Below are 12400 nucleotides of genomic sequence, written 5' to 3'. Positions count from 1 at the left end.
GTTCGTTGCCCTGGGCCCCCGCGTGCGCGGAGGAACGATAAGTCCATGAAAACTTTTTCACCCGCTGGAATCGGTAAGAAGACTTGACTTGTCTTCGTACAATTCTAGTCGGGACCAATAACTGCCGTATACGGCAACAAGGTCGCGATAACGTCGACGACCTGACGAGACATTCGGTGACCGTACGCATACGGCGCCATCAACCGACACTAGGAGAGGATAGAAGATGTCCCTGTTGATTATCGGTGCTCTGCTCGCTGGCGCTTCCGCGACGCCCGAGACCGTCATCGGTCGCTGGAAGACCGAGACGCACAACGCCATCGTCGAGATCGCCCGCTGCGGCCCGTCGATCTGCGGCAAGATCCTCACCTCCGACGCGCTCCGCGCCAATCCTTCGATGAAGGACGCGAACAACGCGAACACTGTGCTGCGCAATCGCCCGATCCAGGGCATGCAGATGCTGAGCGGGTTCAAGCCCGACAAGGACGGCGTCTGGAGCAGCGGGCAGGTCTACAATGCCGAGGACGGCAAGACCTATAGCGGCAAGATCACGCCACTCGGTGCGAACCAGCTGAAGCTGCGCGGCTGCGTGTTCTTCCCGCTCTGCAAGACGCAGACCTGGACGCGCGTGCGCTGAGGCGACTCCTCCACCTTCCCCTATCAGTACAGCTTTCAGGACCTTACCCATGACAGTTCGCAACAAAGCTCCGCTTCTCGCGGTATCCGCTCTCGTGTCCGCGTTCGGCTTCGCCAGCACCGCCTATGCCGACGCCTTCTATCTCCAGGCGCAGTCCGCACGCGGCGCAGGCCGTGCGTTCTCGGGCGAAGGCGCCGACACAGGTCCTGACTCGCTGTGGTGGAACCCGGCCGCGATCGCCGGCATCCGCGACGGCAGCGCGACGCTCAGCGCGTCCGCAATTCTGCCGAAGGGCGACGTGGTCGACACCGGCACGCGGATCTGCCGCCCGGGCCAGGCCTGCACCGCGATCAGCGGCCAGTCGAACTCGCGCGATCCGATCAACAAAGGTGTCGTGCCATCGGGGTCGATCGCCTATCCGCTGACCGACCGGATCGCCGTCGGCCTCGCGGTGACCTCGCCGTTCAGCTTCACAACCAACTATGATGGGGACAGCTGGGCCCGCTACAGCGCCGACAAGACGCGGCTGCGGACGATCGATATCCAGCCGTCGGTCGGTATCGTCGTGACCGACTGGCTCCGTGTCGGTGGTGCGCTGAACGTCGAATATACCGACGCAACGCTCAGCAACGCGCTCCCCAACCTTTCCGCGGCGCTGCCCGATGGTCGCCAGGAACTGAGCGGCGACGGTTGGGACTTCGGCTGGACCGCGGGCGTACAGCTCCACAACGACTTCGCGACGGTCGGCGTTAGCTACAAGTCGAGCATCCGGCACAATCTGAAGGGTGATCTCACGGTCAGCGGCCTCGTCGGTCCGCTTGCGTCATCGAACACGACCGTGTCGGGCGCCAAGGCTGCCTTCAACACCCCGGGTCAGGTGATCGTCGCAGGCCGGTTCCGTGGTACCGACAAGCTGACGCTCAACGCGCAGGTCGTCGCGTATAATTGGAGCAAGTTCGACACGATCGATCTCGGCGCACCGCTGAACACCGCGATCCCCGAGAACTACATGGACAGCTGGAGCCTCGCGGGCGGGCTCGACTATGACGTCACGCCGAAGCTCACCGTGCGGGCAGGTCTGCAGCGCACCAAGTCGCCAACGCAGGACGGCTCGCGCGACGCACGCGTGCCCGACGCCGATCGCTGGACCTATGCAGCGGGTGGCTCGTACCAGCTGTCGTCGCACATCGCGCTCGACGCCGCTGCGCAATATGTCGACTTCGAGAACACGACGATCGACCGCATCACGGCGGCGTATGTCGGCACCGCCGCGCAGACCAACATCCTGACATCGGGTGCGCTGCGCAACGCCTCGGCGGTCGTGCTGTCGCTCGGCGGACGTTTGAGCTTCTGATGTCGGACGGGGTGCGTCGCCGGTAGCGGCGCACCCCAAAGCCGGCATCCCGGACTGAGGTGGGTAACAGAGGCGCACGGTGCTCCGCATCTTGCACAAGGCTGCCGACGCCCCACTTCCACAGCCATGGTAAGCTTATATTTGGCGGCGCTGTTGATGGCGCCGAGCGCGGCTGTCCGGCCGATCGGCCCGGACGCTGCACAGTGCGCGCCCGGTAGCGCCCATCCCGCGCTTCTGGTCGAGGTCACCGGTTTCAAGTCGCGCGCCGGGACCGTCCGCGTGCGCGTGTTCGGTGGTGCGCCGTCGAGCTATTTCGACAAGAAGCATGCGTTGCTGCGGACTGAGATCGCCGTACCGCGTGACGGCATCGTCGCGGTCTGCATGCCGGTCGCGCGGCCTGGCGTGTATGCGGTCGACGTTCGCCACGACTATAATGCGAACGGCAAGACCGATCGCAGCGACGGCGGTGGCGCATCGGGCAACCCGCACGTGACGTTGTTCGACATGCTGTTCTCGCGCAAACCAGATCCAAAAACCGTTCAGGTCCGCGTCGGGAACGGTATGACGGTCGTCCCCGTGACGCTCACCTATCTCCAGGGCGGGTCGCTCAAGCCGATCCGCTAGGACATCACCACGCGATGCTGCCACCGAGTCTAACCGTGCGCGGTCGCAGCGGGGTATATTCGGTGCGCGCGGCCAGAACGAACGGGTTACCGCCGGCAAAGCGGTCGCCCTTGACGTCGAACACGTTCTCGATCGTGCCGCTCAGCCGGACGCGTCCTTTCGACCATGTCGTACCGAAATGCGTAGAGCCATACTCGCCTTGTGACACGTCGAGCGGCGCTTGCGTCCCGATCGTCGAGCGGCCGACATAGCGCCAGGTGGCGTTGGTGCTCATGTGTGATTCAGTGCCAAGTACCCAGGTGTAGCTTATGCCGCCCGATACCGCGAAGGGCGGCGTATTGGGCAATCTGGTACCGACCTGACGCCGCAGCGCGGGGTTGGGGTCGGTGACCCGTGTGTCGTTGAGGAACATCGCCGCGTCGAGGCTCAGCCCCGCCACCAGGACCCAGTCGAGGCTCGCCTCGGCACCATGAATGTGGCTGTTGCCGAGATTGGTGGTGAAGGGGAAGCCCGATCGATCGACCAGATCAGCCTGGATATGCCGCCAGTCGGCCACCGAAAACCCGATCGATCCGGTCAGCCCGAGCGGCCCCTTGCGTTCCCGGCGAAGTCCGATCTCGCCGACATGGATGCTGTCGGGCACGAGATCGGCGACCCGGCCAACACCCGGGGCGACGGTGATCCCGCCGGTCCGGAAGCCGGACTGATAGCGCGCGAACGCGGCAAGTCCGAGAGTGAGGAGCCAGGATGCGCCAAGCGTCGGATCGACCCGGGTGACGCTTCGGCCGCGGATGAAATTGGTCGTACGCAAGCTGGCGATCGGATCGCCATCGCTCCGTTGGTGGGTCAGGCGTCCACCAGCCGTGATCGTCAGCGCCGGTGTCACCGCGACGCCGACGTCGCCGAACATCGCGGCATCGAACGTCCGGTTGGTGACGCCGACGATATCGCGCAGCCGGTCGGGAACGCCGTACATGCGGGCATAGGCATCGCGGGCGTGGATCACCGCGACCCCGACCAGCCACCCGGCGCCGTTCGTCCCCGTCCGCGACAGCCGCGTCTCGTGCGAGAACAGCCGGCTGCGCTCGTCGGTATCATAGGCGATCGGCAGGGTCGGCTGGCTGGGTTTGGTGGCATCGAACCGGCTTTCGGCGTCACGGTGGACCAGACCGGTCGCAGAGACCAGATGCAGGCCGTCGTCCCACTGCTTGTCGACGACGAGGCGACCGAGAAAATACTGCTGCTCGAAGGGTTGGGCGAGCAGCGAGGCTCGCGCCAGCGGACCGGCACCGCGTTCGGCATATTGAAGGTCGGGCGCGGACACGTTTTGCCCGACGATCCCGGCGTCGATCGTCCAGCCTCGCGCCGGTGCGACCCGCACGTCGAGGCGTCCGCCGGTCGTCTCCACGCGATTGACGTTGCGCAAGCCGCGGCGCACGTCGTCGATATAGCCGCCTTCGACGACCGTGTAGCCAATCGCGCGCACGCCGACGACCCCAGTGCGGATCGGCAGGTTGATCATGCCGGCGAGATCACCGCCCGGCGCTCCCGATCGGGTGGTGCTGACGCCGCCCGACAGGCTGCCGGCCTGTCGTGTCAGATCGACCGGGTGCGGGACAAGCCGGACGATGCCACCGATCGCACCGGCGCCGTACAGCGTTCCCTGCGGCCCCTCGAGCACCTCCACCTGATCGACGTCGTACAGGTTCAGCCCGGGGTCCGGGCCGTTATAGGCGACCGGCACCTCGCCAAAATAGACGTTGGCGGTCGCTTGCGTCGGGCCGGTAAAGCTACTGTCGGCGACGCCGCGGATGAACAGTTTGTTGCGGCCCGCCCCGAGCGCGGTCCCCTGGAGGATCGGCGTGGCGGTGATCGCGCGGTCCATCCCGCCGGTTGCGTCGGCGCCGATCAGCGCGGTGCCATCGGCGCGCAAGATCGTCAGTGCTCCCGGAAAACGAAGGCGGGAGGTCGCGCGCTTCGTCGCGGTCACGACCACATCGGGCGTCGGCTCAGCAACGGCCGGCATGATCGGCGGCCGGTCGGGCGCTACGGACTGGGGCGAACGCCGCACCGGACGTGGCGCAATCCGGCGACGAACGATCCGAAAACCGTCCGGGGCGAGCCGTTGCGCCGTGTATCCCGTACCCGCGAGCAGTCGATCGAGCGCATCGGCGACGGTCAGCCGTCCCTGGACGCCGCGCGCGCTGACCTGCCCCAACCCAGGCTCGGCACTGCCGATATCGACCCCGGTCTGCTGTGCGAGCACACCGATCGCGCGATCGAGTGGACCCGGCGCGATGGCGATCGGCCGTCGCGCCGCCGCCTGGAGGGAGCGGGCACGGACAATGCGAACGACGGGGCGACGAGCAGCGAAATGGCCAGGCGAAGTTTACGGACCGGCATGGCCTCCGACCAGACGCCAGCGACCATCGACGTGCTCCGCCCGAGCCCCGATCAGCGCGGCCACGCGGGGAATCAGGCGATCCGCGCCGCCCGTGACTCCGATCGATCCGGTAAACGGCGTGTCCGCCAGCGCCGGTGCGACCCTGACGGCCGTCCCGGTGCTCCGCTCCAGCGCGGCGGCGACCAGCCGTACCGGAGTCTGCTGAAATACGAGCCGTCCCTTGCGCCAGCTGCCGACATCGTCGACCGCGACGCCCGACAGGCGCGGCGCCTGACCGTCGAGATGCGACAGGGCCGCGCCGGCGGTCAGCATGATCCGCTCGTCATCGGGCTGGAACATCACCGCTCCCTCGGCCACCTGGACGCCGAGATGCGCGCCCACGCGTGCGACATTGAAGACGGTACCGACGTCCTGCAGCCGCATTTCGCCCGACTGGACGACGAACGGGTGCGCAGGATCGTGCGTGACGTGAAAGGTCGCCTCGCCGCGCTCGAGCGTGACCCGCCGTACGGCACTCTGGTCGATCGCCAGTCGCGTGCCACCATTCAGGTCGATCCGGCTGCCATCGCCGAGCATGACCGCGCGACGGACGCCACGCGCCGTCTCGACGATCCGCACCGTGGGGTCGGTCTCCAACGGCAGCATCACGCCGGCGATACCCGCGGCGGCAAGACCACCCAATGCCGCAAGCGCCCAGCGACGGCGCGGTGCGGGGCGATCGTCGTTGGCCGCGACGCGGGAGGTGGTCTCCGACCGATCGCGGGGCGTCGTCTCCGACCAGTCGGGTGGCGTCAGCGCATCGTCCAGTTCCGCATCGGCGCGGGTCAGCGCATCATAGGCATCGGCATGCGCCGGATCGGCTTCGAGCCATGCGGTGAACGCCAGCCAGTCGTCCGCATCGGCGGAGGGCAAGCGAAGGTGCCACGCCACCGCCTGATCCGCGGCTGCGCCTGCTCTGCCCTGGTCGGTCCACTCATCGACCATCGCGCTGGTCCTCCTCATGAGGGAGACGTTTGGCCGGCGCGATATCCACACCGGAATTGCTGCGCTGCAAGTGGATTCTCAGATAGGCGCGGTGCAGCAGCTTCTCGACGCCGCTGACGGTGATACCCATCCGTTCGGCGATCGCCTTCTGCGGCAGGTCGTCGAACCGGTACAGGCGGAACGCCGTTGCGACACGGTCGGGCAGGCCGGCAAGCGTCGCCTCGACCCGTGCAAGCCGGTCGCGGGCGATCAATGCGCGTTCGGCGTCCGGATGCTCGTCCGCGGTCGCCTGCGTTTCGAGCCAGTCGGTATCGCGATCGGTGCGCCGCACCGCGCGACGACGCCGGTCGACCGCGATGTTGTTCGCCATCCGGCAGATATAGCCGAGCGGTTCGGCGATCGGGCCGCCGGTGACCGTCTCCAGCCGCAGCCAGAGATCCTGCAACGCGTCCTCCGCTTCCTCGACGCTCCCGAGCCGCGCGACGAGCAACCGCAGGAGCATCGCCCGCTCGGCGAGGAAAACCGCACGGAGCCCGCCTATGGTCATGCCGGTCGACCCTTTGCGTCGCTGCGGAACATCAGCGCAAGCGCGACGATCGCGGCACCGTTCTGGAGCAGCGCGTGCCATCCGGCCCCATCGGTGCCTAACGCCCAGAGCATCGCCGGCAACAGCGGGTACAGCGCGAGACTGGTCACCACCCCGACGGTCATCGAGCGGCCCGGCAAGCCAAGCGCGGTCAGACCCGATGCGAGTGGCGCGCTTGCTAGCCCCGCGGCACGCGCGCCGGCGATCAGGATCAGGAGGACGGTACCGCCGCCGAAGCTCGCGCCGCCCAGCGTGACCAAGAGCCGATCGCCGGCAAATGCAAGGACCGCCACGATCGGCACTCCGATCGCGAGTGCCAGACCCGCGCTCCGCCAGACGGTATGCCGGAGCGCGGCCAGATCATTGCGGGCGACCTGGGCGGCAAGCACAGCGTAGCTCGCCTGGCTGAGCAACACGGTCGGCTGGGCGAGCAGAGACGTGGCGCGCTGGGTTAGCGCGAGCAGCCCCGCGGCCGCCGGCCCGAGCAACCAGCCGACCGTCAACGGGGCGAGATTTGGCGCGAGCTCGCGTACGGTGATGTCGAAATTCGTGATGAGGATGAAGCGCCTGAGGCCATCGGTGTCGCGGGCGGCGTGGCGCCACGGGCCGCGCAACGGTTCCCCGGCGGCCAGCTTGCGCCATGCCACCCAGCCGAAACCCCACATCGCCAACCCCTCGGCAACGGCCGCGATCAGCCAGACCGCGATGAAGCCGATCAACCCGCCGCCCGCGAACCAGATCCCGAGCGCGCCGACGAGCCGGATCAGCGGCGACACCGCCTGGTGGATGCCGATCAAGTCGAACCGATTGGCAATCTGGAGCAAGCCCTGCGGTGTCGCACGGACCGTCGCGATCACCGCCAGACTATACGGAATGGCGATCCGAATAGTGTCCGGCGACCAGCCGAGCCGCGGCCCGATCAACGGCACCAGCAACGCGGCGACGATCACCGCCACCGCGCCGCAGCCAAGTTCGATCACCGCGAGGAACCGGACGATCCGCGCGAACCCGGCACGATCGCCCGCTTCGAGCGCAATCCCGCCATAGCGCACCACGCCGTGAAAACCCGAGAATGCCAGCACGCTGCCGATCAGCACCGCATAGGCGTTGACCAGCACCAGCACGCCGTACTCAGCCGCCCCCAGCCGGTGCGTCACGAGCACCAGATAAACGAGGCTCATCACCCCCGCGGCCGCCTTGCCCCCGAGCAGATGACCAAGGTTCGCAAGGACCAGCCGCAGGCCAGACCGCGTTTCAGCCGTCCGTTCGAACGCCCGTTCGGATTTCGCGGGTCGCACCTTACGAGACGTCATACGGTTGAGGAGCGAGCGCATCGCGAGCGCTTAGACTCCTCCTGTTGCAGCGACGAACAGAAAGTTCCGCCCAACCCGCAAAGTGACGAAATATTTAATGAGGGTCGGCCGCTTCGGGAACGTCTACCGGGCATGAAGATCGGTTTTCTGTTCAATCACGACCAAGTGCATCAGGTCGCGCACGCCCTACCAACCGCCTTGGCGATGGCGGAGGGCTATCCGGATGCGGAGATCGTCGTCGCGACCACCAATGCCCGGCTGACCGACGAAGTCCGGCGGCTGTGCGCAAGGCTGGGTGTCAGCATTCCGCTCGTCGAACTCGGCCTTCACCGCACGTCGACGCGCGCGCTGGCGAGCACGCTCGAATGGGCGCTGCCGGTGACCAAGATCGGCATCTACCGCGACAATCTCGATTTCTTTCGATCGCTCGATGCGCTGGTCGTTGCCGAGAAGACGTCGCTTTTGCTGAAGACGCGCTACGGCCTCGACGATCTCAAGATCATCCACACGCGGCATGGCGCCGGCGACCGCGCGATCGGCTTCAACAAGCATAGCGCGACATTCGATCACGTGCTCGTTTCCGGGACCAAGATCCGCCAGCGCCTTCACCGCGAGGCCGGCGTGCCGTTCAACCGGATGAGCCTGATCGGCTATCCCAAGTTCGATCTGATGCCGGAGCCCGCGCCGCGTCTGCCGTTCCAGGCGAACGGCAAGCCTACGGTGCTGTATAATCCGCATCCGTCGCCGCATTTGTCGTCCTGGTATGCGCAGGGCCGTGCGGTGCTCGAGCATTTCCTCCACGACGACCGCTACAATTTGATCTTCGCACCGCACGTCATGCTGTTCCACCGCAAGTTCGTGCTGACGATCGACAAGTTCCGGATCGACCGTGCCGGCGTGATCGAGCAGCGTTTCCGCGATGCGCCGAACATCCATGTCGATCTGGGCAGCGCGGCCTCGACCGACATGACCTACACTGCGGCGGCGGACATCTATCTCGGCGACGTCAGCAGCCAGGTGTACGAGTTCCTCCACACCCCGCGGCCGTGCCTGTTCCTCGACGCGCATGCGACCAAATGGGACGGCGATGCGAACTATGCGCACTGGCAGGCGGGCGAGGTCGTGACCGGCACGGACGGACTCGGCGATGCGCTCGATCGCGCGGTGGGGCAGCATGATCGCTATCGTCCGGTCCAGCGTGCGCTATTCCAGCGCAGCTTCGAGCTGACCGCGGAGCGCTCCGCGGTGCGTGCGGCGCGCGCGGTGATGAGCGTGCTCGGCGATACGACCCCGAGCGTGCTGCCGGAGCGCGAACCGGAGACGGCGATCGGATTGCAGGGGTTGCGCGTAGCCTGAACCGCCGCGAGAAGGCCGGCGTGGCGTCCTTGCCGGGCGTGGCATTTGGGATCGATCGACCACCGTGGCTTTACGCAAGGATATCTGGCGCCCCGCCATCGTGATGGCGACTGCCGAGGCGATCGTCGCACGTGGCTCGATCGAGGGCTTGCCGATGATGTGGCTGCCGCCGATGGGCAGCTTCCAGTTTCTCGCGGACCCGTTCGGACTGTGGCGCGACGGACTGTTGCACGTGTTCGTCGAGACCTACGACTACCGCGTGCGGATCGGGGCGATCGAAGTGCTGGTCTATGACGCCGACTTCCGCCTGGTCGACCGCCAGCCGGTGTTGAACGAGCCCTGGCATCTGTCCTATCCGCTAGTGTTCGAGGCGGAGGGGGAAACGTGGATGCTGCCCGAAGCGCACCGCTCGAACCGGCTGACGCTGTACCGCGCGGTCGACTTCCCGACCCGGTGGGAGCCGGCGCACGTGATCGAACTCGATCACGTCGCGGTCGATGCGACGCCAATACTTCACGGCGGGCTCTGGTGGCTGTTCTATACGTCGGCGGACCGCGAACCGGACAAGATGCGTGCTCTGCACGTCGCCTATGCCGAGCGACTGGCGGGCCCGTGGATGCCGCATGCCGCCAATCCGGTGCGCGTGGACGTTGCGAGCGCCCGCCCCGGCGGGATGCCGCTGGTGATCGATGGGCACATCATACTGCCGGTGCAGGATTGCAGCCGGACCTATGGCGGCGCGATCCGGCCGCTGACGATAACGACGCTCACGCCGGAGCGGTTCGAGGCTGAGATCGGCGATGCGCTGAAGCCTCCGGTATCGTGCGCGCCGTATGCCGAGGGGTTCCACACGCTGTCGGCAGCGGGACCGGTGACGTTGGTCGATATGAAGCGCACCGAATTGTCGCTGCACGGGCTTTCGATCGAAGCCGTCCGCGAAGTCAGGAAACTCGGTCGCGCAGTCCGAAAGCGCGCATCCGTTCGAGGATAGCCAGCCCGGTCGCGGCGAACCGCTCGGGTCCGAAGGTGGCCAGAACGCGGGTGCGGCCGGCCTGCCCCATCGCCGCCAGTTGCGCCGGCCTCGCCAGCACCGATGACAGCGCCCGCGCCAACGCGACGGGATCCCCGGGCGGAACGGTAAAGCCGGTTTCGCCCTCGACGATCGTGCCGGGGAGTTCGCCGACCGCCGAGGCGACGACCGGCAACCCCGCCTGCATCGCCTCGTGCGCAGCAACGCATAACCCCTCCGATCGCGACGGTTGCACATAGACATGACAGTCGGCGAGGAACGCCGCCGGGTCGGCCGCGTAACCGGCGAACCGCAGCGTTGTCAGCCCAAGCGCTTGGGCGCGGGCTTCGAGCGCCGCGCGTTCCGCGCCGTCGCCGGCGATGACGATCTCGTACGGCGTGCGCGTTTCGATCAAGGCGAGCGCCTCGATCAGGACGTCGTAGCCCTTGACCGGGTGGAGACGGCCGAGGCTGCCGATGCGTACGGGCTGCTCTTCCCGCCACGGGGTCGCCTGTTTCGCGTTCGGATCGGCGCGGAAGATCGACCATTGCACCAGGCGCGCGGGGGAACGTGAAGCCGTTCCGCGGTCAGCCGGGTTACCGCGGTGGAGTCGCCCACCCACAGTCGCGACAGGCGCTGCATCGCGCGTAGCAGGACGCGGTTGGCGGGCTTGAGGAACGCGGCGTGCTGCCAACTGACGACCGGCCAGCCGCAACGCAGGCCGATCATCTGCCCGAGCAGGGTTGCGCGGGTCAGCGACGTCCAGAGATGCGTCGGCGCCCAGTCGCGGAGCGTCGCATCGAGCCAGCGAAGCGCCGCGACGTGATCGGTCTCGCCGCCGTCGCGCACTTGCACGTCGAACCCGGCGGCGCGCATCGCCGTCTCGCCGCGGCGGTCGCGTGCGGCAAGCGCGAACACCGCCACCTCTGCCCCCCCATCGCGCAATATCCCGAGCACCGCGGGCACCGGCGACGCGGCCCCGCCGCCTTCGACCGAGTTGATCACATAGGCGATCCGCATCGGCAGAGCGCTCACGCGCGCACCGCCGCGAACAGATCGAGATAGGCTTTAGCGACCGCACCGATCCGGTGGTGCGCAACCGATGTTGCCAGTTGCGCCGCATCGGGCGACGATTGGGACAGCATCTGCGTGATCGCCTGCGCCAGGGCGATGGTGTCGCCAAGCGGTACCACCTTGCCCGCCCCCGGTGCGTCGAGCAATCGCGTCGCTGGCGTGCAATCGGTCGCCACGACCGGCCTACCCGCCGCCAGCGCCTCGACCATCACGGCCGGATAGCCCTCGAAATCGGACGGCAGCACGAACAGCCGCGCAATATCGAGCCAGGGTCGGATGTCTGCGACATAGCCCGGGAATGCAATCCGATCGGCGATCCCCAGCGTCTCGGCTTGCCGCCGAAGCGCGTGCGCTTCCGGGCCGTCGCCGACGATCACCAGCCGGGCCGATTTTTCGGGTAACGCGGCGAACGCTGCGATCAGTCGCGCAAACCCCTTCTCTGGCACCAGACGCCCCGCCGCCAGGATCGCCGGGCTCTGCGTTTCCGGGATTGGGATCGGCGGCACGCTATCGTCGGCCAGCGCGGGCAACGCGATCGTCGTGGCGACGCGGCGGCGCAGGATCCGGTCGGCCTGATCGCGCGCGACATCGGACAGCGCGACCACCGCCTGCACGTGCCGCAGCAAATATCGCATCCGACGCTCGAACGCCCATTGCCGCACTCGCCCCCGTTGCGGCTTGTCGAGCGCGGCGCTGACCTGCGCGACGACGGGAATGCCCGATCCGGCCAGCGCGACGGCGACGGGCCAGTGGAAATTACCGGGGATGAAGACGCCGTCGAACCTGCGCGGTGCGACGAAGGCGCGGGCCGCGTGCGCCAGACGACGGCGCGATCCGCGGCCGCGCGGGATCGGCGGATCGGCAAGCGCGACGTCTACCCGATCCCCCGCCAAACCGCGGAGTGGCCCTGCGTCCGATCCGGCAAAGATGGTGACCTGGACGCCGCGCTTTGCCCACGCTTCGGCGAGCCGTACGGCAACGCGTTCGGTCCCGCCCAGGGCGAAGTCATGAAGAACGATGAGGATCGACAGGGCGGCCATGACCGGGCGGTTAGCCCCG

The 12400-nt window shown here is 67.4% G+C and carries 11 protein-coding genes; 5 read left to right on the top strand and 6 right to left on the bottom strand.

Annotated elements, in window-relative coordinates; genetic code table 11:
- Positions 1-226: 226 nt before the first annotated feature.
- The 3 genes from QP181_RS05210 (at position 227) to QP181_RS05200 (ending at position 2615) form a co-directional block, all read left to right on the top strand.
- The gene (locus QP181_RS05210) at positions 227-637 is read left to right on the top strand and encodes a DUF2147 domain-containing protein (RefSeq protein ID WP_333927866.1); all 411 of its coding nucleotides are present in this window, start codon (positions 227-229) and stop codon (positions 635-637) included.
- Between the two features lie 49 nt (positions 638-686).
- A complete protein-coding gene (locus QP181_RS05205) occupies positions 687-1991 on the top strand; it encodes an OmpP1/FadL family transporter (RefSeq protein ID WP_333927865.1) in 1305 nt (434 codons plus the stop codon).
- Between the two features lie 156 nt (positions 1992-2147).
- On the top strand, positions 2148-2615 hold the full coding sequence (locus QP181_RS05200) for a DUF2141 domain-containing protein (RefSeq protein WP_132735270.1): 468 nt from the start codon (positions 2148-2150) through the stop codon (positions 2613-2615).
- Positions 2616-2619: 4 nt separating this feature from the next.
- Here QP181_RS05200 and QP181_RS05195 read toward each other — a convergent pair whose 3' ends face one another.
- The 4 genes from QP181_RS05195 to QP181_RS05180 all read right to left on the bottom strand — a co-directional run bounded on the left by QP181_RS05195 (position 2620) and on the right by QP181_RS05180 (position 7887).
- A complete protein-coding gene (locus QP181_RS05195) occupies positions 2620-4881 on the bottom strand; it encodes a TonB-dependent receptor (RefSeq protein ID WP_333927864.1) in 2262 nt (753 codons plus the stop codon).
- 123 nt (positions 4882-5004) lie between these two features.
- The gene (locus QP181_RS05190) at positions 5005-6003 is read right to left on the bottom strand and encodes a FecR family protein (protein WP_333927863.1); all 999 of its coding nucleotides are present in this window, start codon (positions 6001-6003) and stop codon (positions 5005-5007) included.
- Positions 5993-6550, bottom strand: coding sequence for an RNA polymerase sigma factor (locus QP181_RS05185; protein WP_333927862.1), 558 nt, complete (start codon positions 6548-6550; stop codon positions 5993-5995). Before QP181_RS05185 ends, QP181_RS05190 begins: the two co-directional genes overlap by 11 nt.
- Complete coding sequence (locus QP181_RS05180) at positions 6547-7887, bottom strand: lipopolysaccharide biosynthesis protein (RefSeq protein WP_333927860.1); 1341 nt, start codon at positions 7885-7887, stop codon at positions 6547-6549. Before QP181_RS05180 ends, QP181_RS05185 begins: the two co-directional genes overlap by 4 nt.
- A gap of 147 nt (positions 7888-8034) precedes the next feature.
- Here QP181_RS05180 and QP181_RS05175 point away from each other — a divergent pair, with 147 nt between their 5' ends.
- A complete protein-coding gene (locus QP181_RS05175) occupies positions 8035-9258 on the top strand; it encodes a CDP-glycerol glycerophosphotransferase family protein (RefSeq protein ID WP_333927859.1) in 1224 nt (407 codons plus the stop codon).
- Between the two features lie 64 nt (positions 9259-9322).
- Positions 9323-10249, top strand: coding sequence for a glucosamine inositolphosphorylceramide transferase family protein (locus QP181_RS05170; protein ID WP_333927858.1), 927 nt, complete (start codon positions 9323-9325; stop codon positions 10247-10249).
- Here the strand turns inward: QP181_RS05170 and QP181_RS05165 are convergent.
- Positions 10200-11390: a glycosyltransferase family 4 protein gene (locus tag QP181_RS05165; protein ID WP_333927857.1), complete on the bottom strand. Its 1191-nt coding sequence runs from the start codon at positions 11388-11390 to the stop codon at positions 10200-10202. The two genes, QP181_RS05170 and QP181_RS05165, sit on opposite strands and share 50 nt — an antisense overlap.
- The gene (locus QP181_RS05160) at positions 11299-12381 is read right to left on the bottom strand and encodes a glycosyltransferase (RefSeq protein ID WP_333927856.1); all 1083 of its coding nucleotides are present in this window, start codon (positions 12379-12381) and stop codon (positions 11299-11301) included. The genes QP181_RS05165 and QP181_RS05160 overlap by 92 nt, the downstream gene beginning before the upstream one ends.
- Between the last annotated feature and the right edge of the window lie 19 nt (positions 12382-12400).

Source organism: Sphingomonas sp. LR55 (genome assembly GCF_036856015.1).
GTDB lineage: Bacteria > Pseudomonadota > Alphaproteobacteria > Sphingomonadales > Sphingomonadaceae > Sphingomonas.
The sequence above is the reverse complement of the archived record's forward strand: the minus strand, read 5'-3'. Positions and strand labels throughout refer to the sequence as shown.

Excerpts from the sequence above, each read along its gene's own strand:
- QP181_RS05210 (WP_333927866.1), top strand. The coding sequence starts at position 227 with ATGTCCCTGTTGATTATCGGTGCTCTGCTCGCTGGCGCTTCCGCGACG.
- QP181_RS05205 (WP_333927865.1), top strand. The coding sequence starts at position 687 with ATGACAGTTCGCAACAAAGCTCCGCTTCTCGCGGTATCCGCTCTCGTG.
- QP181_RS05200 (WP_132735270.1), top strand. The coding sequence starts at position 2,148 with ATGGCGCCGAGCGCGGCTGTCCGGCCGATCGGCCCGGACGCTGCACAG.
- QP181_RS05190 (WP_333927863.1), bottom strand. The coding sequence starts at position 6,003 with ATGGTCGATGAGTGGACCGACCAGGGCAGAGCAGGCGCAGCCGCGGAT.
- QP181_RS05185 (WP_333927862.1), bottom strand. The coding sequence starts at position 6,550 with ATGACCATAGGCGGGCTCCGTGCGGTTTTCCTCGCCGAGCGGGCGATG.
- QP181_RS05175 (WP_333927859.1), top strand. The coding sequence starts at position 8,035 with ATGAAGATCGGTTTTCTGTTCAATCACGACCAAGTGCATCAGGTCGCG.
- QP181_RS05165 (WP_333927857.1), bottom strand. The coding sequence starts at position 11,390 with ATGCGGCGCAACTGGCAACATCGGTTGCGCACCACCGGATCGGTGCGG.
- QP181_RS05160 (WP_333927856.1), bottom strand. The coding sequence starts at position 12,381 with ATGGCCGCCCTGTCGATCCTCATCGTTCTTCATGACTTCGCCCTGGGC.